This window comes from Plebeiibacterium sediminum (assembly GCF_026013605.1).
Classification (GTDB): Bacteria; Bacteroidota; Bacteroidia; order Bacteroidales; family Marinilabiliaceae; genus Saccharicrinis; species Saccharicrinis sediminus.
Map to the genome: position 1 here is coordinate 34,370 of NZ_JAPDPJ010000019.1, position 26,026 is coordinate 60,395.

At 35.3% G+C, this 26,026-nt stretch carries 12 protein-coding genes; 7 read left to right on the top strand and 5 right to left on the bottom strand.

Going from position 1 to position 26,026, the window contains the following annotated elements:
• Genes OM075_RS10015 through OM075_RS10025 form a run of 3 tightly spaced genes read right to left on the bottom strand, consistent with a single transcriptional unit; the run spans position 1 to position 7,149 of the window.
• Positions 1–1,764 carry a RagB/SusD family nutrient uptake outer membrane protein gene (locus OM075_RS10015; protein WP_301190369.1) on the bottom strand — a complete coding sequence of 588 codons (1,764 nt, stop codon included), beginning with the start codon at positions 1,762–1,764 and terminating at the stop codon, positions 1–3.
• A gap of 6 nt (positions 1,765–1,770) precedes the next feature.
• Positions 1,771–4,890 carry a SusC/RagA family TonB-linked outer membrane protein gene (locus OM075_RS10020; protein ID WP_301190370.1) on the bottom strand — a complete coding sequence of 1,040 codons (3,120 nt, stop codon included), beginning with the start codon at positions 4,888–4,890 and terminating at the stop codon, positions 1,771–1,773.
• A 21-nt stretch (positions 4,891–4,911) separates the two neighbouring features.
• Entirely contained in the window at positions 4,912–7,149 is a 2,238-nt protein-coding gene (locus OM075_RS10025) for a LamG-like jellyroll fold domain-containing protein (protein WP_301190371.1), read from the bottom strand.
• Positions 7,150–7,978: 829 nt separating this feature from the next.
• On the opposite strand from OM075_RS10025, the gene OM075_RS10030 reads away from it, so the two are divergent.
• The 3 genes from OM075_RS10030 to OM075_RS10040 all read left to right on the top strand — a co-directional run bounded on the left by OM075_RS10030 (position 7,979) and on the right by OM075_RS10040 (position 15,174).
• Positions 7,979–12,301 (top strand): hybrid sensor histidine kinase/response regulator transcription factor, encoded by a 4,323-nt coding sequence (locus OM075_RS10030; protein ID WP_301190372.1) that lies wholly within the window; start codon positions 7,979–7,981, stop codon positions 12,299–12,301.
• Positions 12,302–12,501: 200 nt separating this feature from the next.
• The gene (locus OM075_RS10035) at positions 12,502–14,016 is read left to right on the top strand and encodes an arabinan endo-1,5-alpha-L-arabinosidase (protein ID WP_301190373.1); all 1,515 of its coding nucleotides are present in this window, start codon (positions 12,502–12,504) and stop codon (positions 14,014–14,016) included.
• Between the two features lie 147 nt (positions 14,017–14,163).
• Positions 14,164–15,174 (top strand): glycoside hydrolase family 43 protein, encoded by a 1,011-nt coding sequence (locus tag OM075_RS10040; protein WP_301190374.1) that lies wholly within the window; start codon positions 14,164–14,166, stop codon positions 15,172–15,174.
• Between the two features lie 79 nt (positions 15,175–15,253).
• On the opposite strand, the gene OM075_RS10045 is transcribed toward OM075_RS10040, so the two are convergent.
• Complete coding sequence (locus tag OM075_RS10045) at positions 15,254–16,669, bottom strand: glutamate synthase-related protein (RefSeq protein ID WP_301190375.1); 1,416 nt, start codon at positions 16,667–16,669, stop codon at positions 15,254–15,256.
• Positions 16,670–16,892: 223 nt separating this feature from the next.
• Positions 16,893–17,447: an RNA polymerase sigma-70 factor gene (locus OM075_RS10050; RefSeq protein ID WP_301190376.1), complete on the bottom strand. Its 555-nt coding sequence runs from the start codon at positions 17,445–17,447 to the stop codon at positions 16,893–16,895.
• Between the two features lie 267 nt (positions 17,448–17,714).
• Here OM075_RS10050 and OM075_RS10055 point away from each other — a divergent pair, with 267 nt between their 5' ends.
• The 4 genes from OM075_RS10055 (at position 17,715) to OM075_RS10070 (ending at position 26,024) form a co-directional block, all read left to right on the top strand.
• Positions 17,715–18,878: a FecR family protein gene (locus OM075_RS10055; RefSeq protein ID WP_301190377.1), complete on the top strand. Its 1,164-nt coding sequence runs from the start codon at positions 17,715–17,717 to the stop codon at positions 18,876–18,878.
• 92 nt (positions 18,879–18,970) lie between these two features.
• The gene (locus OM075_RS10060; RefSeq protein ID WP_301190378.1) at positions 18,971–22,420 is read left to right on the top strand and encodes a TonB-dependent receptor; all 3,450 of its coding nucleotides are present in this window, start codon (positions 18,971–18,973) and stop codon (positions 22,418–22,420) included.
• Between the two features lie 12 nt (positions 22,421–22,432).
• On the top strand, positions 22,433–24,382 hold the full coding sequence (locus OM075_RS10065; protein WP_301190379.1) for a RagB/SusD family nutrient uptake outer membrane protein: 1,950 nt from the start codon (positions 22,433–22,435) through the stop codon (positions 24,380–24,382).
• A gap of 274 nt (positions 24,383–24,656) precedes the next feature.
• Positions 24,657–26,024 carry a DUF4959 domain-containing protein gene (locus tag OM075_RS10070; RefSeq protein ID WP_301190380.1) on the top strand — a complete coding sequence of 456 codons (1,368 nt, stop codon included), beginning with the start codon at positions 24,657–24,659 and terminating at the stop codon, positions 26,022–26,024.
• Positions 26,025–26,026 lie beyond the last annotated feature (2 nt).

The window sequence follows — 26,026 nt, forward strand, 5'->3', positions numbered from 1 at the left end:
TTACCATCCTGGATTGTTTTCAATATCTGTTTTCCAAACTTCTGCTTCAGGAATAGGATATAGATACATTTTATCTTCAAACACACGTTTTTGTGCAACTTTTCGTGAAATAGTACCATCTGCGGCAATGTTAACGCCGTAAATGTCGCGCGAAAGAGCTTTAGTTGCTACATTCCAACGACGAACATCCCAGAATCTGTGTTCTTCAAAAGCAAATTCCACAGATCTTTCTTTTCTGATGAAATTTCTCATGTTTGTTTGAGAAGAAGTTAATTCTGCTCTGTCTTCAACATTACCTGTAATGCCGGCACGGTGACGAATGGCATTTAAAGCATCGTAAACTTCAGTTGAAGGACCGTTGATTTCATTCATTGCTTCTGCGTAGTTTAAAAGAATCTCAGCATAACGAATAAAAATCCAGTTGCGGTAGCTTGATCCTGAATGATTATCACCTAATATGGTTTCAGGAATATATTTACGCACATAGTATCCGGTTGGAGTTGCATTGGCGTTTCCAATTGGATTATCACGTTGACCTAAAATTACATTAATAATTCCGTCATCACCCCATTCTACACCTTGATACAATACACTAGCAGCAAGACGAGGGTCTCTGTTTGTCCAAAGAGTTGCTTCATCGTATCCACTAGCTGCATTTACTGCTGGAGTTGATGTTCCGTTGTAAACAGGAGCTCCGGTTTCGTCATAAGTAGTAAAAGGTGATGAACCATCTACCATGTCGTACATGTCGATAAGGTTTTGAGAAGGACATAATCCTCCGTTACCACCTTCTCCAACAGGAGTATCATCAGAAATAGATCCCCAACCAATAGTTCCATCGTTTCTGTAGAAAATAACTTCGTTATTTTGTCCACTGTATGGAGTTCTTAATATACTGTTAGTATAGGCTGTTTTACCATCAGCATCCTGGAAAAGACCATAGTTAGTACCGTAATCATCCATAAAACTTTTGGCAGCATAAGCAGCTTCATCCCAGGTAATACCTGATTCACTGCTATAACGGTCACTAGCCATATATAACATGATTCTTGAATATAAAGCTCTTGCCATTGGCATACTGATACGACCAGCATTGGCTGATTTGAAACCATCATCATATGATAATAGTCCTGCTTCACACTCACTAAGCTCTGTTAAAACAAAATCAACTACATATTCTTTAGTTGTTGGACGGGTAGTGTAACCAGTTAAAAGATCACCTTCCGGATCAAGAACATCAGTAACAATAGGAATAGGTCCGTAGCGTAAAAACATTTCCCAATAGAAATAAGCACGTAAAAATCTTGCTTCAGAACTATAGTTAAGTTTATCGATAGCATATTTCTCGTCACTTAAATCAACAGGTTGAGGAACATTTTCGATGCGGTTAAGTAACATGTTACATTTACGAATACCTCTGTAATAATGCTCCCAGGTAGCAACTAACTCATTGTATCCACCACCACCGTAGTAGTTACCAATATTAAAAGATGTACGCACACCTGCGCTAGCATAACTGGTTTCAGCTAAATCAGTAGCTGCATCTAACCAGGAACGATTAATTCTTCTGGCTCCGTGACGTAGGAAATTGTAAGTGTCAAAATGAAACTGTCTTGTAGTTTCCCAGTCACTAAAAACCTGCTCTTCTGTTAACTCATTACTCGGCTGTTTATCAAGAAAGTCTCCAAACATATCTTCACATGAAGTTAATGTAAGGGCTGACATTCCTAATACGCCAATTATATATAATAAAACTTTATTCATGACTTGTTAGAATTTTAAATTAACTCCACAATTAATTGTTTTCATAATAGGATAGCGGTTTGAGCCATTACTTTCAGGGTCTGCAATACCATCAATATGATCCCATGTAACTAAGTTGTTAGCATTTACATAAAGTCTGCAATCGCTGATACCAACTGTTTTAATCCATCTGGTAGGAAGCGTATAACTTAACTCAATGTTTTTCAATCTAACAAAAGCACCATTCTTTAAGAAATAAGAGTTTAAACGCTGATTGTGGTCTCCGTTATTATCATAGTGTAATAAAGGATATTTAGCGTTAGCTAAGTTGTATTCTTCGCTTTGAGAAGGATCCCATCTGTCAAGGTGATGTTCTTTTACTTTACCACCACCAACAAAAGAATACATTGCTTCAGCATCGTAATATCTACTTACGTGATCAACTCCCTGGAACATTACACTAAAACCCCATCCTTTGTAATTACATCCTAATGATAAAGCATAAGTGTTTTCTGGAACATTACTAAAACCAATAACAGTTTCATCGCGTTCGTCAATAAATCCATCATTGTTAATATCACGATATTTCAAGTCACCAACCTTTACATCTCCAAAAGTAGAAACTGGCATATCAGGATTTGCTAAATCAGCAGCAGTAACAAAACCATCACTAATTAAACCAAAGTACTGTCCGATAGGATTACCTTCACGTTTTCTGTACTCGGTTTTTAAATCTGGCTCATCCATATCTTTAATCTCATTCTTAGCATGAGCAAAAGTTACGCCTACATTGTATGTAAAGTTCTCACCAATACTGCTGGCATGTTTTAATTCAATTTCGAAACCGCTGTTTTTAGTTTTACCTAAGTTACCAGCAGCCATTGTTACACCAACCCATTCAGGACGAGTAAGGAATTCAGTAAGAATATTATTACGTTCTTCGTTAAATACGTCAATATTACCGCTTAATAAACCATTCCATAATCCAAATTCAATACCTGCATTGTATTTGTTAGCGCGTTCCCATGTTACACCGTAGTTAGGATATTGTCCTTCGTAAATACCGGTGTATCCAGATGTACCGAAACGGTAAGCACCACCTAACTGAGTCCATTTTTGCTCATATAAGAAACGTTGACGTACGCCATTAACTTTATAGATATCGTTACCCACCTGTCCGTAAGATGCTCTAATTTTTAAGTTATTAAGCCAGTCTTTAGTATTGCTCATAAATGCCTCGTTGTTTAATCTCCATCCAAGAGAGAATGAAGGGAAAAATCCGAATCTTTTTCCTTCCATAAAGTTCTCAGAACCGTTATATCCAGCATTTATCTCTAATAAATAGCGATCATCGTATCCATAAGTTACACGACCAACTAAACCTTGATATCTTTGTGCTAAATCAGCCTGATGACGGTAGTCATTTTGGTTGTAAAGGATCATTGCAGTAACATCGTTTTTACCGAATTTACGTGCATAGTTTAATTGATATTCAAAATATAACTTTAAAGTTGTTGTTTGATTGTTACCAGCATAACCTAATTCAGTATCACTATTGAATTGGTTGTAGGCATCAATTGACTCATAGTTGCTTCTGTCATTAAGCTCATAAGTAGCAAAATTCGCAGTAAATCTTCTGTTATAGTATGCATCGTAGTCAAACGACATCATGGCTTTAGCTTTTAAACCTTCAGTAAGCCAGTCCATTTTGTAATCAACAATAAAGTTTGTTTCACTAATGGTATTGGTTGCTCTGTAAAAACCTGCCTTAGCTAAACGAGCAGCAATGTTGTTTTGGTATTGCGAACTACCTCCATATAATGTTCTTTCAGAGTCTCCTTCTGGAATAGTATAGCTAACAGGAAATAACCAACCCGGAGTGTGGTTTATTTCATAAAATACTTCGCTAAAAGACGAACTTTCAGAAGTGTTTGGTCCGTTACGCTCCTCGAAACGAGTTCCGAAGTTAATAGAAGCAGTAAGATCTTGTGATAATAAAAAGTCAAGGTTAGCACGGAATGCGTATCTGCGGAAACTTGTATTTGATTTGTTTCCATATTTATCTAAACTTAAGTCTTTATATAAACCTTGTTGGTCGTAATACTCACCAGAAGCAAAATATCTCATTCTTTTTGTACCACCCTGTACGTTTACATTATAACGTTGTGCAGGAGCTGAAGAACGTAAAATTTCGTCATACCAGTCTACATTAGGATATAACATAGCGTTTAATCCGTCTAATTGACCAGCTGAAGACTGACGATACATATCTATATCAGAAGCAGAGAATTGAGATGGTAAACCATCATTTGATAATGCTTCTTCTAACAACATAACTGAGTTGTAAGAATCCAAATAAGTGTTTTCTCTTGTAGGGCTTTGTGATTGCCAGTTTGCAGTTAAACTTACAACTGGTTTTTGATCACGACCTCTTTTAGTTGTAACAAGGATTACACCGTTTGCACCACGTACACCATATACTGCAGTTGCAGATGCATCTTTTAATACAGAAATAGCTTCAATATCATCAGGAGCAATCTGCGAAAAAGAACGTTCAACACCATCTACTAAGATAAGAGGTTGTCCGTCACCGGCAAATGTTGCACGTCCACGAATAAAGATTTGTGAGTCATCAGCACCCGGAGCACCAGATGACTGAGATGTTACCACACCAGGAATTTTACCAGAAATAGCCTGAGTAATGTTGGCTGCAGGTGATTTCAAAATTTCCTTTGAAGACAATTGAGAGATGGCTCCAACTACACTTTCCTTTTTCTGTGCACCATAACCAACAACAACAACTTCTTCTAATTCCTGATCATCTTTACGTAATGTTACGTTGAAAGATGTTTGACCGTTTAAAGCGATTTCCTGGCTTGCAAAACCAATAAAACTTACAACGATTACTGATTGACTACCACTTACAGTAAGATTAAATTCTCCGTTAAAATCAGTAACGGTACCATTAGTAGTGCCTTTTTCAACAATAGTAGCACCAATAATTGTTTCTCCTGTATCGTCTTTTATTGTACCACTAATATTCACCGACTGTGCAAAAATATTTTGCCCGGCCAGAAAAAACATCAGTATTATCATCATACCTACCAATCGATAAGATGATGCTATATTACTTGTTATTTTTTTCATAATTAATATCTTGACTTAAGATTAATTGCCTGCATATTTTGCAGTCATTATATTTGCTATTTGACTTTCAGAAAGTGCTACAGAATAAATAGCTACATCATCAAATTTATATGATGGGTCATTGTCACCCCAGTTCCATGCCTGATTACCCCCCAGACAAACATAAGGAAGTAAGTTACCTTGAGTTAAAGGACCTGAAATATATTGACCGCCTTTTGTTACTCCATCTACAGTCCAACTGTTTCTAACAACACCATCTACGTAAATAGTTAAAGTTGTTTCAGTCCAAACTGCAGTGTAGAAATGCCAAGCACCATCATGTAACCAATCATTAACAGCGTAATTTGCTCCTTCGTCATTTTGTTCGTTTGTAAAATCACACCATTCACCACTAGGACAATTCACTTGAGCAACAAGTCTTGATTGTAAAATCATCATTGGTGTAGTGTTTGAGTTGTCAACAGGAGCTGCACCATAAGCAGAAAATAAAGGATACCAATTAAAACCAGTATCAGCAGTACCTTGATTTGCCCAGAATGAAATAGTCATTTCATTAGTTTGAGCATTTGAAATGTTAGAAAAGATATTGCTTGGTAATAATAAGTAGTTTGTTCTTTGAGCTTCAGTACCACCTTCTCCTACATTGTAAAATACTTGTCCAAAGTATTGGCTGTCGTCAGAATTATCAGCAACAATTTCACCTGAACCAATAATTTGCTCTGTAGTTAAACCATTTTCAAAATCCTGAGCATAAACAGGAGTTGGAATCACGTCTGGATTCGTGTATTTTTGATTAATGATTTCTTCAATTTGAGTTACCGATAAAGCTTCAGAATAAATAGCTACATCATCAAATTTATATGAAGGGTCATTATCTCCCCAATTCCAAGCCTGGTTACCACCTAAACAAATATAATTAAGTAGATTACCTTGAGTTAAAGGACCAGAAATGTATTGGCCTTCTTTTGTAACACCATCAACAGTCCAACTATTTCTAACCACACCATCAACGTAAACAGTTAATGTTGTTGAAGTCCATACTGCAGAGTAGAAGTGCCAAGCACCATCATGTAACCAATCATTAACAGCGTAATTTTCGCCATTGTCATTTTGCGCATTGGTAAAATCACACCATTCACCACCAGGACAATTTACTTGAGCTACAAGTCTCGATTGTAAAATCATCATTGGAGTAGTGTTGGAATTATTGTTTGGAGCTGCACCATATGCAGAAAATAAAGGATACCAGTTAAAACCAACATCAGCAGTACCTTGATTAGCCCAGAATGAAATAGTCATTTCATTAGTTTGAGCATTGGTAATGTTAGAGAAAATGTTACCTGGTAATAATAGGTAATTAGTTCTTTGTGCTTCTGTTCCATCTGCACCTACATTATAGAATACTTTACCAAAGTATTGATTTTCTTCTGAGTCGTCAGTAACAACTGAACCGGATCCCACGATTTGTTCTGTAGATAAACCAAACTCAAAGTTCTGATAATAAATTGGTGTAGGAAGTTCAACTCCTGCATCTTTTTCAATTGTGGGAACTTCAATATAATTGGCTGTAATAATGTTTCTAAACGTACTGATGTTGTCTACCCAAATTGAACCAGGAGCCGTTCCTGAACCATATCCCAAATAAAAATATTGTAGAGAAGGAATTACATCAATAACTTTTTGGAAATCAATTTCTGAAGTAGAAACATTAAGAGTTTCTGCTCCATCTACATTTACTAAGTAACCCTCAGTGTTAATTACGATAGCTAAGTAGTGCCATTCGTTAGCTGAAAATAAATCTTCAGAAACACTATTAGATGTTGTTCCTTCTGGTGTTTCAAAAGTTAATGAGCCATTCTCTGTCATATACAATGTTGTTCCTTCATCGTTAGAAAATGAGAAAACTGCAGCATTGTCCGGATTAGTATCCGAAACTTTCACCCACATTGTAATAGAAATACCTTTTTGTAAAGATGCCTCATAAAGAGAACTGTTTGTTTTAATGTATCCTGTATTTAATTCAGGAACATAACCAATAACATCATCCACAATAATTGAAGGATTTGTACCTCCTTCATATGCACCTAATGTAACTTCCTCGGGAAATTCTGAACCAAACTTCAATTCCCCCCTCAAAACCAGTTTTGGGTATACTTGATTTCCTGCTTCCGGGTCCATTTTTCCCCATTCAGAACAGGACCAGGTCCCCAGCAAACCGAAGATTGCTAATACTAGCAAAAACTTGTTTGTTAGTTTCATTTTCATAGTCTTTGTTAACATTAATATTTATGTTGCTTTTTGCATAAAGAATTTTTTTTAGTGATGTTTCTTTATGACCAATAATCACATCAAACAGCCTCAATTATCATTTTTTTTGGTTGAGGACTGTAATTTTCACTAACTCATATTTAAAAAATTTAATAATTACTAAACAATTGACCCATTAAAAGGGGTGCGGTGTGGTTTTTAAGAATTTTTTCAGTTCTGCGATAAAAATGTTTTAAAATGTTAATCAAATGTACTCTGGCTTTATAACTTAAAGGTTCATAATTATTTTTTTGAAGTGGATATTTGTTTACACAAATTTACCCATAGGTCAGAATTGTAAAATGCGCTGTATTCAGAGGATAAGGAGGACTTAAGAGGTGCTAAAACACTGGTGGGAGGGCTTGTGAGGGTGAAATAAGAGGCGTGAGCTATAATTAAGGGGTGAATTAATTATCCACCATAAAGAACTAATAATCCACTTCAGGGGTCTTATATTTTAACATTTGACATCGTAATTTAAAGATTTACATGCTAAAAGAAGTTAAATTTAACATCTTGATAAGGGTAGAAAACCACCTAAGAGTATTATTTTTGTTTTTTCAGGCTTGTGACCTATAGGTATTCAGATTGCAAAATATTAAGGAATATAATAAAAGGTTAAAATTTAATATCTGTGATAGGTCTAATTATAATTCTAAGCCATTTTTAATGGTATAATTTCCATTACCATATTTGAGTTAATTAGTAGGTTTTGTGAATAATAATAATTAAGAAAGCTGTATTTAATAATTGGAGAAGGAGGGATTTAATGTATTTGTTAATGAATAGGATTGTTTTTTTAAGGAGTATTTTATTGTTTGGCCTGTTGTCTGGGTTTTCTTACTTAAAAGGGAATCCTTACGATGTTTCCAGAATGTATGAGTATATTGATATATCCAATGGACTTCCTCAGAATACAGTTCGATGTTTTGAAAAAGATAATTTTGGTTTTATCTGGATCGGAACAGATTACGGTTTATGTAGATATGATGGTTATGACTTTGAGTATTATAATGCATCTAATAATTCTTTATCATTAAATGACAATAGAATTGTTGATATTCTTGCCGATTCAAGAGGACTGATATGGATTGTAACTCAAAGTGGAGTACAGATATTAAATTCAACCACGGATAAATTTATTGACGTTTCCAATAGCGATGTGCGTGAAATTCTTAGTAAAGATATCGTTCAGGTAGTAGAAGCCAATTCTCATATTTGGATTGCAACTTTAAATGAAGGGATTTATGATTTAGAAGTAAAGAAAGGAAGTGCTGAAATTATAGTTCACTCACATTATGGATTAGGAACAAATGAAGGTGCCGTTTCTTGTATTACGTATGGTGAAGATGATCATATTTATGTAGGTACCAATAAAGATGTATATATGTTTAATCATGAGATTGGAGGATTTGAAAAAATACAATTAGATATCCGAATTTCATTTGATGTTTACGTTCTTTATCAGGACGATGATTGTTTATGGATTGGAACAACTAATGGCTTATTCAGGTATTATCCTAAAACAAAACAATTGGATTGGTATGCCCACAACAGTTCCGATAAAAACACTATAGCTCACTCTAATGTTACGTCGTTAATAAAAGATGCTACAGGTAAATTATTGGTAGGTACTCTGGGAGGACTTTGTGTTTATAACTCAGAAACCAATGACTTTTCGCAAATACGACTGTTCTCATCTGTTAATGGTGGGCCTAATTATGTGTTTGTTAGTGAGTTGTTTGCCGATAAAGAAGGTAATGTATGGATAGGTACAGAAAAAACAGGAGTAGTACACTCTAATGTTTTTAGTAAAAAGTTCTATTCGTTTAAAGAAGATGATCAATACAAACCATTTAATTATAATATCATTAATTCTATTCACGTATCAGATATAGAGATATGGGTTGGTACAGCGGGAGATGGATTGTATTGGTATAATAGAATTGACCAGTCTGTTAAGCATTTAAAATTTGGCCCGGGTAGTTCCGGTGGTTTAACAAGTGATTTTATTTCAGCTTTTATTGAAGATCAGAAAGGAAATAAGTGGATAGGTGCATGGGGTACAGGAATACAAAAATTGAATATTGAAGATGGCAAGAATATATTCCGATCTTATCTACACGCCCAGGGATTGCCATCAACTTTTATTTCTTGCTTTTATATAGGTTCCAGAGGAGAATTGATTGTTGGAACAAATAGTGGACTCGCTGTTTATGATGAAAAGAACAACTTATTTGTACCAGTGGGAATTACCAATGAGTATAATGCCTGGAAAGTAGGATGCATTCATGAAGATAATAAAGGTTTTTTGTGGGTTGGAACTACTGATGGATTGTATCGCTTTAAGGCTGATTTAATTAGTCCGGACAGATCAGAAGAGCTCAGTAAATACGATGTTGTTACTTTTAAAAAGACAGCTCAGAAGGGAAGTTTGCCCAATGATTATATTACTTGTATTGACGAAGATAGTAATGGTAATGTGTGGGTTGGAACTTATGGAAATGGTATTGCGAAGTGTGTTGCAAATGAGGATGGATCTATAGTTTTTGAAAATTATACGGAAGAAGATGGACTAACCAATAATGTGGTATATAAGGTTTTGGTAGATGCAAATGATGATCTTTGGATTAGTACAGAAAATGGGCTGTCGCATTATAAAGTTAAGGACTCTTTATTTGTAAATTATTATAAAAAAGATGGCTTAAGAAATGATCAGTACTATTGGTCGGCAGGTTGTAAAGATGACTCTGGTAATCTATATTTTGGAGGTTTAAGTGGATTAAACTTTTTTAATCCGGATAGTATTATCGATTATCCGTCGGGTTCCAAGACTTTTATTACAAAGTTGAATGTTGTAAATGATGTAGTTAGAGCAGGTGAAAAAAGACAAGGGATAATTCCTCTTACAAAATCTGTATTTAGTGCTGATACCATTCATCTTTCTTATAAAGACAATGTTTTTAGTTTCGAATTTTCGGCTTTGCCTTACTTCTTATCGAGTAAAATCAAATATGAATATCAATTGGAAGGGGTAGATCAAAATTGGGTGGAAGTAGGAAGTGACAGACGCATTGCCTCTTATACCAACTTAAATGGAGGTGAATACTTGTTTAAAGTCAGATCAACAAATATTGATGGCGTCTGGAATAAAAATTACTCTTCTGTTTTACTCATTATTGATCCTCCATATTGGCGAACTTCCTGGTTTAAAATTGTGCTATTGCTGGCATTGGTTCTGTTAGCTGTAGTTTATGTGCGATATCGTTCCATCAGGATAACAGTTCAAAAACGAAGGTTGGAAAGGATTGTGGAGGAGCGAACTGATGAAATAAAAGTGAAGAATGAACAACTTGAGCATAATTCTGAAATGTTGATAGCTCGTAATGAGCAGTTGGCGCAGCGTCAGGAAGAAATTGAAAAACAAAAGAACCTGCTGGAGAAGCAGAATAAAGAGATTATATCACAACGTGATCAGTTAATTGAGCTTAATGAAGAAGTAGAGTCCATCCATCAAAGCAGGATGCAATTTTTTACCAATATTTCGCATGAATTTCGAACTCCTTTAACATTGATCATCTCTCCAATTGAAAAGATGCTTAATGATAGCTTTTCCTTTTCAAAAGAAAACGTGAAGCATACCATTAGTTATGTAAAACGAAATGCGGAGCGCTTGTTGATGTTAACCAATGAGATATTGACCTTCAGGAAGTTTGAAGCGGGTAAAATAAAGATTTCTTTGTCGCAAGGTAATTTATCTGAACTGATTCAGAATATTGCCGATGCATTTAAGATTCTTACAGAGCAAAAAAGTATTGTTTTCAATATTGCAATAGATTTTAACCTCGAAAATGTTTGGTTTGATAAGGAAAAACTTGAAAATATTTTATCAAATCTTTTATCCAATGCGATCAAATATACGCCGGAAAAGGGCAAGGTTTCTTTAGCTGCCACCAGAATGTATGACTCTGCTAAAAAGCCTTATGTGCTCATTAATATACAGGATAATGGTATTGGAATTAGTGAAAATGCACAAGCTAAAGTATTCGACCGTTTTTTTAGGGATGATTCCGATCAACAGAATAGTTCCTATGGTACAGGTATAGGTTTGTCTTTAACTAAGCAAATGGTTGAAATTCAGAATGGTAAAATATCTTTGGAAAGTGAAATAAATAAAGGATCGTCATTTAAAGTGATGTTGCCTTTGGAGAAAGAGGATTTTCCGGTACATGATATTCTTGCAACTGAGGTGGAAGAACAAATTCCTTTGCAAAAACGTGTGATGTTAATGACTGATATACATTTGGATGCAGTCAGTCAGGAGTCTTCGAAACAGAATGCAGAAAAGGGTAAAACGAATATACTTATAGTTGAAGATAACAGTGATTTGAGAGAATTTTTGGCAGAAGCTTTGGCTGTAAATTATAATGTTTCAACAGCAGAAAATGGAGAGGTAGGATATCAGGTTGCTTGTGAAAATGATTTTGATTTGATAGTAAGTGATATTATGATGCCTAAAGTTGATGGCCTGGAATTGTGTAAAATGCTTAAGAATAACTTGCAAACCAGTCATGTGCCAATAGTTTTACTGACAGCCAAAAATCAGGAAGAAGACTTTGTGGAGGGTTTTAAGTACGGGGCAGACGATTATGTATCAAAGCCATTTAATTTAACGGTACTTCAGGCTAAGATTGATAGTATAATTGCCAACAGGAAAAAGTTATTGGAAAGATTCCAAAAACCAGAAGAAGTTGAGTCTGAACCCGAAGCTGTTTCCATGTCTCTTCTGGATGAAGAGTTTATGGGAAAAGTAAATCAGGTTATCGAAGAATCTTATACTGATTCAACGTTTGATATAGATACCTTTTCATCCAAATTATATGTTAGTCGTAGCTTGTTATATAAAAAGTTAAAAGCACTAACCGATGTTTCTCCTAATGAGTATATCACCATTTATCGGTTAAAGAAATCAATTGCATTACTAAAAAGTAAAAAACATCAGGTTTCCGAAGTGGCTTTTATGGTAGGATTTAATGATCCAAAATACTTTAGTCGTGTCTTTAAAAAATACTATGATTGTTCCCCTTCAGCCTATGTAGAATAAGCTTATTGGTTTTGGAGTACAAATGATTACACATCTGTATAAAAATGTACTATAATGCAGGGATAGCGCGAAAATTGCTCAAGTATAATATCGATCTATCCTCTTAATAAAAACTTTTGTCCTCATATAAATGCCTAACACAGGTTACTTTTGTTTGTGTCAGTTTGTGTTAAAATGGTTTAAAGCAAAAGTAATTATTGATGATGTTATATAATCGAATGAAAATTATTCTACTTATTGCTGTTGGTATTCTTATGCAGATGTGTACGACTACCTCCAATGATAAAGATAAGGGAAATCCTTATCAGGATGACTATACCAAAATAGCATCTTTAAAAAACAGGGATAAATGGAATGGGGCAAATGTTCATGATCCAACATGTATAAAAGTTGGAGATACTTATTATTTGTATTCCACAGATGCCTATTACATTCCTCCTAATATCAATTTTAAAGATGATCCTACTGTTGAAATTGGTCATACGCCTATTCGTAGTTCTAAAGATTTAGTTCATTGGAAATTTGAAGGATGGGTTTTTGATGATTTTCCTGCTGAAGCTTTAGCTCATGTAAAAGAAAATAATCAGGGTAAATCTCCAGATGGAATATGGGCTCCATATATTCATCAAAAAGGCGATGAGTTCAGATTATATTACTCGCTTTCTTATTTCGGATCCAATGCATCTTTTATCGGTATGGCAACATCAAAATCGCCATCAGGTCCATGGGAAGATAAGGGGGAAGTTGTTAAAACATTTCGGGATAGTGAAATGAATGCCATTGATCCAACAGTTCTGTCTGATCATAAAACAGGAAAAGAATGGATGATATATGGTTCTTTTTTTGGTGGGTTGTTTTGTATGGAGTTAGATCCTGAAACTGGTTTGGCCAAAACAAAAGGTGATCAGGGTGTTGTTGTGGCACGAAGAGCAGATGGAAAGTCTCGTGTTATTGAAGCTCCGGAAATTGTATATAATGAAGAACAGGATATGTACTACTTGTTTGTTTCTTATGATTCATTATTTACTTATTACAATGTTAGAGTTGGTCGGTCAAAGTCACCAACAGGACCATTCCTTGATTATTTTGGAAATGATTTAAGCGATACTACCAATAACTATCCAATTCTTACCTATACCTACATGTTCGATAACCAACCTGGTTGGGCAGGTAATGCACATTGTGCCGTTATTGAAGATGAGGGTAAGTACTTTGCTTTTCATCAGGGGCGATTGGCTCCAATTAATCTGATGCTTCAGCTTCAATGCCGCGAGGTGAAGTGGTTAAGTGATGGATGGCCTGTGTTTTCTCCTGAGCGATATAATGTTGTTGATGAAAAATCAGGTTTTACAGAATCTGATATTCAGGGTAGCTGGGAAGTGATCGAATTAAAAGATTTGTTAGAACTTTCGGATAAAGGACAATTAAAAATACCTGTAGGAGAGTGGAAGTATACACCAAAAGCTTTTAACACATCCAATGAAATGGTTGTTTCTTCTGGTAGCGTAACACTTGAAAACGATAATTATAAAATTACCGGTGTTAAGGTAAATGGCGATACCATGGTGTTTACCGATGAAGATGGAACAGAAGTTGAGTGTAAGATATTTTCAGGATGGGATTGGGAAAATGAAAATAAAACAATTCTATTTTCAGGTATTTTACCTAACGGACATGGATTCTGGGGTAAGAAGATTATAAAGTCAAATTCTTAGTTTAAATGGATTAAGATTGTCAGTATTGACATATTTGATATCCCTTTTTGATTAATAAATAAACTTATCTCAATGAGCAAATACTATTTTTGTCATTGAGATATTTTATTATAAAAACTTATAGACAGGAGAAAACAAACTAAAGTAATGAAGAAAAGACAAATGGGATTAAGAATAATTGTTTTGGTAGCAGTTGCCATTTTTACTTTTGGCTGTTGTGAAAAAAAAGTTGAATATATAAATCCGATTGCGGCACAACGAGCAGATCCTTGGGTTTATAAAAACAATGATGGAGTATATTATTTTATAGCAACAGCTCCTGAATATGATAGAATTGAAATAAGGAAATCGAATACCATAAACGGAATTGGAACTGCAGAGCCTGTAGTAGTTTGGAAAAAACACGAAGAAGGTACTATGGGCGGTTTTATCTGGGCACCTGAATTGCATAAAATAAATGGCAAATGGTATGTTTATTTTGCTGCCGGCGATGCTGATAATGTTTGGCATATTCGTATGTATGTTTTATCCAACGAATCAGATGATCCGACCACAGGTGAATGGGTAGAGGAAGGAAGAATATTTACTCAGAAAGATTCTTTTTCATTAGATGCAACTACCTTTGAAAATAATGGAGAGTTATATTATATCTGGGCTCAAGGCGTAAGAGAAGGTGAAAATACATCGTTATTGCTTTCAAAAATGGAATCTCCAATAAAGCTTAAGGGAGAAGAAGTGATTATTTGTGATCCAACACTTGATTGGGAGAGAAGGGGATACAAAGTAAATGAAGGACCTGCAGTGCTAAAGAAAAATGGGAAGATATTTGTAACATACTCTGCCAGTGCAACTGATGCCAATTACTGTATTGGAATGTTATGGGCAGATGAAAATGCAGATTTGTTAGATCCTAAATCATGGCACAAATCTCAGGAACCTGTTTTTTCTACAAATAAAGAAGCCCGAAGGTTTGGCCCGGGACATAGTTGTTTTACTGTGGCAGAAGATGGCAAAACAGATGTGTTGATTTATCATGCCAGGGTTTATGAACAAATCAGAGGAAACTCATTGTTTGATTTTAACAGACATACCAGGGCTCGTGCGATTGCATGGGATGAAAACGGAATGCCTGATTTTAGACAAGGGGAGGCAGATTAAGGACTAAAGATCAAAACGATATTGCAATAAAAAGCTGCATGATAACACAATTGAGTGTTAGATGCAGCTTTTTTTATGATTAAAAATGTGAAATATCTGTGTGTTTTGAGATTTCTGAATTTCCTGTACTTAAATCGTTAATACTTAAATCGTGTATATCGCTATTGCCAGTCAGTCTGGCGAAGGTTTTCAGTTCCTCAGTGCTTACCTTTAAAAAGTTTTCTATCCTTTTTGCAGATAGATCAATGTTGATACGTTTTCTTAGTTCGGGATCTTGAGTGGCTATTCCAATCGGGCAATTACCTGTGTTACAGATTCTATATTGCTGACAACCGCCTGCAATCATGGCTGAAGTAGCAATGGCCACTGCAGTAGCTCCAAGAGCAATAGCTTTTGCAAAATCAGGAGAAACTCTGAGGCCGCCGGTTATTACAATGGCAATGTCTTCTCGTTTGTGATGTTCTAAGTGTTTTTTAGCCCTGTAAAGAGCAAAAAGAGTTGGAACCGATGTGTGATCCTTAACAAATTTTGGGGCGGATCCGGTTGCGCCACCTCTTCCATCTATAGTTACAAAATCGGGGTTAGCGTAAATAATCTCATCCAGATCTTTTTCAATGTTACCAGCGGCAATTTTAATACCAATGGGCTTGCCATCCGATTTATCTCGTAGCCAGTCTACTTTCTTTTTTAAATCCTCCTTGCTTTTAATGTCTTTAAACGAAGATGGACTGTGAATATCCTCACCAACAGGTTTATTTCTTATTTGAGCAATTTCGGTGGTGACTTTATCTCCAGGTAAATGGCCACCCATACCGGGTTTGACCGATTGACCAATTTTTATTTCTATAGCATCAACTTTTTTAAGGTAGTTCTCTGTTACGCTATATTCATTCGGCACATATTCAAAAATGTATTTGTAAGCGTTGTTTAATTCATCATCTAAAATGCCACCTTCACCTGAACAGATACAGGTTTTTACTGCAGCACTACCTTTGGCCATGGCAGTTTTAAACTCTTTGGATATGGCACCAAAAGACATGTGACTAATGTAGATTGGAGTTTCAAGTATAAGCGGATGTTTGGAATTTTGTCCGATAGTTGTTTGGGTTGAAACTTCATCGCCGGGGTTTAGTGGTATTTTATGGAGTTGAGCACCTTTAATAATAATATCATCCCACGAAATAATTGGCATCCTGGTTTTCATTGGTTCAGAGATGGATTCTCCTGATTGAGCCATTTGATGAATTTCACTGAGGTGATTCTCGTTTGGATCTGAAGATTTGGACCATTCCTTTAAATATGAATCCATAGAAGTTTCTTTTGTTGCAGGAGTGCTGGATGGCGTACCATCTTCTTCAGCTTCCTTTTGAGCAAACATGGGTTTGTTTATGCCACATATAGGGCAACACCAATCTTCTTCAAGTTCATCCCATAGTGTTCCTTCTCTTTCTTCATCGTATTCATATCCGCAAGCCTGACATTTATATATAGCCATAGATTTTAAGATTTATATGATTATTTAAGACAAAGATCAATTTACAATAATTGATACAGATCTCATAATCGTGAAAGATGAAAAGAAGTATTAAAACAAGAAACTAAATGAGAGGAGCTTCTTTAAAAATATATAATGCGAGATAGTAATCTTTCGGTGAACTTGAAAATAGTATTAGCTCAAAACCAGATTCCTGGTTGTAATCAATATTTGATTATTAGCCTTATTCATTTTCTTCACTATCGTTAGTTATAGTTAGCTGTTCACGTAAAAACTGGAGTGAACGGCGAAGTTGTGTTTGTACAGTATTTACACTGATACCTAATTCTTCGGCAACTTCTTTGTATTTGTAACCTTCTAAATGAACAAGTTTAAAAATTTTACGTCGTTCCTGAGGGAGAAGTTCTATGGTTTTATACAATTTTACATACTCATCTACATCTTCAGTTTTGAATAATTCAGTTTTTGAGTAATCTTCGTGAGTTGACATTAAAACCTCTTGACGTCTATCCTTTGATTTAAGGTAATCTAATGTTTTATTTTTTACAGATCTGAATAAATAATAATCAAGGTCGGTTTTAACATCGGTAAAACGTTTCTTTTGCCAGAAACTAATTAAGGTTTCTTGTACTATATCTTCTGAGGAGTGTTCATTTTGAATCATCTTATTTGCAAAAAGTACCAACGGAATATAATATGTATCAAAAAGAAGTTTGAAAGCAGACTTCTCATCCTTCTTGTACATGATTAATATTTCGTTTGTTTTTTGATGAGACATAACAGTGTTGATTCTCAGTGTGTAATATCTTTCAGATAATTCTGAATCTGCGCAAATATAAAAATTAATCGTAAGAATGAGGCATAAAAAAATAAATACGACAAGGTTGGAAAAAGAGTCTATTTGAAATTTTTTTCAAAAAAAATACACCTACTGTCACTGAAAAGTGTTTTTAAAATCGTCTTAGTGTTATTAGAAAGGGGATGGTATATGTTTAAATGTTGAATTTTTTTGAAGATACCTCTTTAGTTAAAATGATAATCCGTAATGGTGATAGATGAAATTATAAATAAATACCTGAATAAGGAGCCTTTATCAAACGAAGAGCTTTCCATTCTTAATGAATGGAAGGTTAAAAGTTCTGATAATGATAACTTATTGCATCATCTGGAATTTTTAAGTAATGAAAAGAATTTAACCAGAAGACTCCAAAAAGAGTTGGATGATACATATTACGCAACACGTAAGAAATTAGAGAATAGAAAATCTAAGCAAAGACGTATGATGTTTTATCGTATGGCGGCAGCTTCTGTATTGTTGGTAATAGCCATAAGTTCTGTGTTATTCTTAGGTCGCAATGTGGGTCCTGATAATTATCAGGGGAATATTCAGCCAGGTAGTAACCAGGCCATACTTGAACTTGCTGACGGAAGAAAAATTGAATTATCACCTAAGGTGAAAAATGTTGTAAAAGAAAAAGATGCTTTAATCAATATTGATAAAGGCATGGTTTCTTATAAAGAAACAAAAATTGAAGAACCAAATCTTGAGGACTCATTGGTTTATAATACAATTGTTATTCCGCGTAAAGGAGAGTATAAAATTGTACTAAGCGATGGAACAACAATTTGGTTAAATGCAGAATCAAAACTTAAGTATCCTCAGAAGTTTAAGGGGAATGAACGAAGAGTCTTCCTGCAGGGAGAAGCTTATTTTGAAGTGACTCACAACAAGAAGATGCCTTTTATTGTTGAAACAGAAGCACAGGAGTTAACTGTATTGGGAACTAAGTTTAATATTTTGGCTTTCCCTGAAGAAAGTACTGTACAATCAACTTTGGTTTCTGGTAGTGTAAAAATCAATGTTAAAGAATCAGATAAAAAAGTATTGTTAATCCCGGGTCAACAGGCAATTGTCGATAAAGAGTCGCAAATGTTAAAAGTTAACTCGGTTGATGTTACTGAAATTATTGCCTGGAAGGAAGGTTTCTTTTCTTTGGAAAATGTCACCATGGAAGAATTCCTGAACAGATTATCACGTTGGTATGATGTGAAATTTGTGTATAATGATGATAAGGCTAAAGAGTTAGCTTTTAAAGGAAGTGTTCCAAGGTATGATAATTTGATTAGTGTGTTGGATATGTTGCAGGCTATTAGTCCTGTAGAGTTTAAATATCAAAAAGAAGAAATTGAAGTTACAATGAAGAACTAAAAAAGAGCGGTAAGTTCTGGTAAAACCTACCGCTCGATTTTAAATAAAAACTGTTGCAACAGTAATTATAATTTAACTCGAATTACAAATGTATGAAAAATTGTTATCAAAACGTCCATCTCCCGGCGCGGAAATGGAAAGGGGCTTTATGGCTAAAGAATTCAAAATTGGTACTGACAGTACTGTTCTTTTGTCTGGGATTTTTTGTAGCCACATCGGCTTATTCTCAACAAACACTAGATGTAAAGTATGAGAATAAAACTATTGTATCGGTCTTAAATGACTTAAAGAGTCGTACAGGAATGAAAGTTACTTATATGCAAGGACTAATTCCTGAAACTAAAAAAGTTAGTGTTACGATTCCCAATGCTTCTATAGAAACTATTCTGAATGAGGTATTGGTAAAAAATGGATATAGTTATCAAATTAAAGATAATGTTATTCTTATTAGTGAGGGAAAAACTTCATCTGAACAAGTTCAAAACAAGCATTATAGCTTAAAAGGGCGTGTTACTGATGAAAATGGAGATCCGCTTCCCGGGGTGAGTGTTGTCATTAACAAAACAATGAAAGGTGTAGCAACTGATGGTGAAGGCCGTTACACTATGACTGTTATGTCGGATGATGTTTTGAAGTTTTCTTTTATTGGATATACCAGCAGAACTATCCCTCTTGAAGGAAAGTCTAAATTAAACGTTCAATTGAAACCGACACAAGAAAATGTTGACGAGGTAACAGTTGTAGCGTTTGGTTCGCAAAAAAAGGAAAGCGTTGTATCATCAATTACTACTGTAAAACCTGAATCATTAAAGTCATCAAACAGTGACTTAACTTCCAGTTTTGCAGGTCGTATCCCTGGTTTGGTTGCATGGCAAACAGGTGGTATGCCAGGAGCTTTAACTGAAGATGAAATGAGTACCAAGTTTTACATTCGTGGTATTACTTCATTTAATGAGAATGCAAACACTGATCCATTAATTCTTTTGGATAATGTTGAGGTTTCTAAGTTAGACCTTGCTCGTATTGATCCTGAAGATATTGAGAGTTTTAGTGTAATGAAGGATGCTTCAGCAACTGCCATGTACGGAGCTCGTGGTGCCAATGGAGTTATTCTCGTAACTACTAAAAAAGGACATGAGGGACAGGTTTATACTTCAGTTCGTTATGAGGCTATTACTTCTATGCCAACTCGCGAAATAGATGTAGTTGACCCGGTTACTTATATGAGAGCTTACAATGAAGCTTTAACAGGACGTGATCCTTTAGCAACTCCATTGTATACATCTGAAAAAATTAATAACACAGGTAGTAGCAGATATCCATCATATGTGTATCCTGCCAATGATTGGTATAACTTATTGTTTAAAGATGCATCTATAAACCACCATATGGGATTAAACCTTCGTGGAGGATCTAAAATTATCCAGTATTATGCTTCTTTAAATTATAGCATGGACCACGGTATGTTAGAAACTGACCGATTGAATCAGTTTGATGTAAACATTCGTAATAATACCACTGCATTTCGTGTAAACCTGAATATTGACCTGACACCAACAGCAAAGTTAGTTTTAAACTCTACTACTACTCAGGATAAATATCATGGACCGCAAACCGATGTAAGACAAGCGTATAGTCTGGCTTTTAATGCAAGTCCTGTTGATTATGCAGCAGTGTATCCTGCAGATGAATTTCATGACTGGCCACATATTCGTTTTGGAGGTTTGACTGTTAATACCAGCAATCCATATGCCCAGGTTCAGAAAGGATATCAGGAGCGTAGTCGTTTTTCTACAATCAATAGATTAGAGTATATTCAAAACCTGTCTGATTTAATAAAAGGATTAGAGGTAAGAGCCAATGGTTCATTATATCAGGAGGGCTATTATCAGAATGTTTTTACTACTGATGAGTATTTATACCGTTTATTAGACTATGATTATCAAACAGGAGAGCACACACTTCAGCAGGTAAAAGAAGGTGATCGTACTTTAAGACTACAGAATCCTGCTAATAACTCAGCTGGTGCTACTCGTATTTCAGGAGAATTCAGAGTATTGCATACTGCAGCATGGAAAGAGCATACAACCAGTTATACTGCTGTATACCAAATGCAACAAGCGACTAACTCTCGACCAGTGTCGTTGTTAGATGCCATCCCTGCCCGAAATATGGGACTATCTATGCGTATGGCCTATGGTTATAAAGAGCGTTATTATGCTGAAGCCAGTTTTGGTTACAATGGTTCAGAACGTTTTGCTAAAGATAACCGTTTTGGATTTTTCCCTGCTGCTGGTTTAGGTTGGGTAGTTTCAAAAGAACCATTTTTGTTACCAGCTTCAAACTGGTTAACATTTATGAAGCTTAGACTGTCTTATGGTAAGGTTGGTAACGATGGTATTGGAAGTGCAGGAACTGGAAGCACTGGTGTTTCCAATTCACGATTTGTTTACTTGCCAAATATATCTGTGAATTCACAAGATCGTTATACTATTTCGGCATATAAAAACCCTGAGGTTACATGGGAAATTGCAGAGCAAGTTAACCTTGGATTAGATTTAAAATTATTTGAAGGATTATTTGATATCAATGTTGATGCCTATCAGGAAATTCGTCATAACGTGCTAGCGGAACGTATGGCTGTACCTGCATCAATGGGATTAGGTGTATTCCCTCTGGATAATATTGGTAAAGTAAGATCAAGAGGTATCGATTTTCAAGGTAAAATCCAACATGCTTTTAACGAGAAATTCTGGTTTATTTTAAATGGTACGATAACCTATAACAAAGCAACTTTCGAATCGATTGAGGAAGCAATGGATAAACCATCATGGCAAAGACGTAAAGGTCACGATATCTCTCAGCAAGTAGGATATATTGCTGAAGGTTTATTCCAGACACAGGAAGAAATTGACAATGCACCAGTTCAATCCGGAGATGTAATGCCTGGAGATATCCGTTACAGAGATATCAATAATGACGGTGTTATTGATGTGAATGATGCTACACATATTGGATTCCCAACTACACCTCGTTTAATTTATGGATTAAGTGGTGTGGTAAACTATAGGGCTTTCGAATTTAACTTTTCATTTCAGGGATCAGGACAACGTTCAATGTTTATGAATCCTTCAAGTTTATCCCCTTTTGTGAATGATCATGCTTTATTAAAAGAAATTTATGATGATCACTGGACTCCGGATAACATGCAGAGCAAACCTTTCTGGCCACGTTTATCTACCAATGGTTTAACTTATCACAACAAGGAAGAAGAATCATATGCTAATCAGGAAAATCCTCGATTCTCAACATACTTCATGCGTGAGGTAAGTTTTATACGTTGTCGTTCTCTTGATTTAGCATATAATCTCCCTGAAAAGTTGTACAGTAAATTGAAGATGAAAAGGGTGAAAGTTTATGTTAGAGCGAATAATCCTTTCATAATCACAAATTTTAAAATTTGGGATCCTGAGTTAGGTAGTGACGGATTTAATTATCCTATTCAGAAAACTTATTCAATTGGTGCAAACATCAGTTTCTAAAAACATTTGATTATGAATTTGAAAAAATTATTAATAGGCATTGCGGGAGTAATACTTTTACTTCCATCATGTGATAGCTACCTTGATCAAGTACCGGATGAGGATATTTTAAGTGTTCCGGCTATCTTTGAAACTAGGGATGGTGCTGAGCGTTGGATGAAAGATGTATATGCCGGAGTTCCTACACTTTATGGTGGAGAATTTCAAGATCCGGGATTACTTGGTGGTGATGAATTTGTAGGGGGACAATATAGTCGTACAAGCACATACTTATCTATGTTTTATATTGCTGATGGTCAGCAATCTGCGGTGGCGCCTTATGGTGATATTTGGCGTTTTAATGGTATTTACAATAACATTCGTTTTTGTAATACATTTCTTGAGAATCTAAATGACGTATATAATTTACGTCCGGGTGAATTGAAAGTGTGGACTGCTGAAGCCAAGGCTGTAAAAGCATTTTACTATTTCGAGATGGTGAAACGATATGGCCCTATTGCATTAATACCTAATAATATTGATGTGTGGGAACCTCTTGAAAAAATGAAAATAAAAAGAAGTCACGTTGATACTTGTTTTAATGAAATAGTAAGTCTTTTAGATGAAGCTATTCCTGATCTGTTAGTTATGGCAGAGAAGGATCCTGAGCGTTTTGAGTACTTCTCAAAAGAGGGTGCAATTGCATTAAAAGCTAAAGTATTGCTTTTCCAGGCTTCACCGTTGTTTAATGGGAACTCATTTTATCGCGATTTCAGAAATAGTGAAGGTGAATTGTTGTTTGATCCCGAGTATAAGGAAGAGAAATGGAGAATTGCAGCTGAAGCTGCTGATGAGGCCGTTCGAATTTGTGAAGAAAATGGTTATCAATTGATTTCCGGTTCTGCAGATCGTCTTTCTCCGTTATTGAATACAATGCGCGACATAGAATTGTCTATATGGGCTCCAAATTATCAGTCTACAGAAGCATTGGTAATGATTCCTTCAGGAAACAGATTGTTTCAACATACCTTACCTTCTGTAGGTACAAATACAGGCAACAGGTTTTATGATGCAAGTGTATATGGTGATGTGGGTACCAGTGTTCAAATGGTTGAAAGATTCTATACTAAAAATGGATTGCCATTGAGTGAAGATAACACATGGGACTATGAACGCAGATATACAATGGGACGAGAGCGTAACAACTTCTATAATAATGTAGTAAATCTGGATAATGATGTATTGGTATTGCACTTAAACAGAGAGCCTCGTTTTTACGCAAATATTGCAGGACAGGGTACTTACTGGCAACGAGGAGCTGGTACTTACTATAACTTGTTAATGGAGACCTATCGTGGAGAAGCTGTTGGAATTAAACAAAATCAAATCGAATCTAATGCTCCTCAAAACCTTACAGGTTATTGGGTGAAGAAGGGTAGCAGAACAGAGGTTCCAATCAATGGTTATTCATCTCAATTAAATTCAAGCATTGGATATAGTCGTCCAAAGGTAGCATTGCGATTAGCTGAATTGTATTTAATTCAGGCAGAGGCATGGAATGAGTATGAAGGACCAAACGGTGCTCATAAGGATGAAATTTTTTCTGCTTTGGATAAAATTCGTGAGCGTGCTGGTATTCCTTCAGTTGAAGATGCCTGGACTCAATATGCTAAGAATCCGGATAAAATTACAACAAAAGAAGGGATGCGTGAGATTATTCGTCAGGAAAGAACGATTGAATTATCGTTTGAAGGACAACGTTTCTGGGATTTAAGAAGATGGAAAACAGCACATTTAAATCTAAACAGTAAGCCAACAGGATGGAATGTACTGGGAAGAGATGCAAGAGAGTACTTCAATAATTTTGAAGGTCCTAAGGTTGTTTGGGATAAGGCTGAGTTTTTATCTCCGAGAGATTATTTATTCCCAATCAAAAGTGAAGAAGTAATGATTTCGGGAAATGTGCAAAATCCGGAATGGTAATATAATCACATTAAACCAGGAAGGGCCATGTAAATTTGATCCACAAAATTTACAAACAGGAAAATGATCAAATTAATTTGAGGTTCCTGTTTGGCCCTCGATAAAAATTTAGTCAGATGAAACGAGCCAAGAGGATAAGTGATTTGGGTCAGTTTCATGTGATAATTAAAAGCATATTTAGACATATGAAACGAGCTATGATAAAAACTTCTCACACACGAGAATGACTATTTAGGCGAGTTCCATGTGGCCAAATAAAACAAATTTTAGACACATGAAAAAATTAATAATATTACTATTGGTTATTGCAGGTTTTTACGCTTGCGATAAAGATGATGCTGGTGGTTTGAATGTTCCAACAAATCCGGATAGCATCAGTTTTGAACCAATTGAAGGTGGTGCAATTATGCGATATAGTATTAGTGACAATCGTGTATATCGTATCAAAGCTCAATATAGCGATCAGTACGGAAATTCAGTTGTAAAACTGGCTAGTTTTGCTAACGATTCTTTATTGTTAACAGGCTTTAATGCGCCACAGGAAAATGTAGGTGTAGAAGTTTCTTATTTAGATGAGAATGATAATGAATCTGACGCTATGAGTCTTACATTCAATACGAAAGCCTCAGCAGTTTATTCGTTTTTTGACGGTGTTGAAGTAGATTCATTTTGGGATGGTTTTGTAGTGCGTTATACAGCTCCTGAATATGTAAGTGGTTTTGCTAACGTATATTTTTTGGGAACAAACCCATTGACGAATGAGGAAGACAGCATCTTGTTGGAAACTTTTCCAATTAAAGCAGGTGGTGAAACTCGTTTTTATTCGCTTGATGAATCTCAGAAAAGTGATTATAACACTGTATTTATAACAACTGAAGATTATAAGCAAGAAGTAGCTCGTACGCAATCATGGGAAAGTGTTGAAGCTTACAGTCGTATCCTTGTTGATAATAGTGAGTTTTCTTTGATTGATCCTTTTAATCTTTCCATTGAGGAAAAAACAGATAATAATCCTGCTGTACGTTGGGGTAAAGAATATCTATTTGATGGAGATATAAAAGGTAATCAACGTCTTCAAAATTTTGTACTAGGAAATGTTCCTCCTCAATATACTTTTATTGCAGGACCAAGAGCTATGCAGAATTTGGATGATGATCAAATGTACTTTGTTCTTGATATAAATGAGGCAAATGTTGTTGGTGAAATTAGATTGTACAGTATGTTGGATCATAGCCGAATGGCGTCACCTTCGCTTTACAATTATAAATATCATACAAGAACGCCTTGTAAAGTAACAATATATGCCTGTAACGATTATATTGAAACTAATGATCCTAAAGTAGAATCAGGAAGCTGGAAAGAAGTAGGTTCTTTTGATAGAGATCCTAATGAGGCACAAGCTGATCGTTGGTATATTGTTCAAGAAACAGGTTATTATTACGATATTCAGAGTATTGCAGATATGAATGCTGCCGATCCAGCATATATGTCTATTCCAATTGAATTTGATGGTAATACCTACAGGTATTTCAAAATAGCAGTGGAAGATACTTATAATGATGAGTGGTCACCGGATTATTATAATAATAATGATGGGTACGTTTCTTTCCACGAGATTGAAGTATATGCTAAAAAGAATTAATT

Coding starts and splice junctions, on each gene's coding strand:
- OM075_RS10045 (WP_301190375.1), bottom strand. CDS start 16,669: ATGGCTATATATAAATGTCAGGCTTGCGGATATGAATACGATGAAGAA.
- OM075_RS10035 (WP_301190373.1), top strand. CDS start 12,502: ATGATGTTATATAATCGAATGAAAATTATTCTACTTATTGCTGTTGGT.
- OM075_RS10055 (WP_301190377.1), top strand. CDS start 17,715: ATGGTGATAGATGAAATTATAAATAAATACCTGAATAAGGAGCCTTTA.
- OM075_RS10065 (WP_301190379.1), top strand. CDS start 22,433: ATGAATTTGAAAAAATTATTAATAGGCATTGCGGGAGTAATACTTTTA.
- OM075_RS10060 (WP_301190378.1), top strand. CDS start 18,971: ATGAAAAATTGTTATCAAAACGTCCATCTCCCGGCGCGGAAATGGAAA.
- OM075_RS10050 (WP_301190376.1), bottom strand. CDS start 17,447: ATGTCTCATCAAAAAACAAACGAAATATTAATCATGTACAAGAAGGAT.
- OM075_RS10020 (WP_301190370.1), bottom strand. CDS start 4,890: ATGAAAAAAATAACAAGTAATATAGCATCATCTTATCGATTGGTAGGT.
- OM075_RS10015 (WP_301190369.1), bottom strand. CDS start 1,764: ATGAATAAAGTTTTATTATATATAATTGGCGTATTAGGAATGTCAGCC.
- OM075_RS10025 (WP_301190371.1), bottom strand. CDS start 7,149: ATGAAACTAACAAACAAGTTTTTGCTAGTATTAGCAATCTTCGGTTTG.
- OM075_RS10030 (WP_301190372.1), top strand. CDS start 7,979: ATGAATAGGATTGTTTTTTTAAGGAGTATTTTATTGTTTGGCCTGTTG.
- OM075_RS10040 (WP_301190374.1), top strand. CDS start 14,164: ATGAAGAAAAGACAAATGGGATTAAGAATAATTGTTTTGGTAGCAGTT.
- OM075_RS10070 (WP_301190380.1), top strand. CDS start 24,657: ATGAAAAAATTAATAATATTACTATTGGTTATTGCAGGTTTTTACGCT.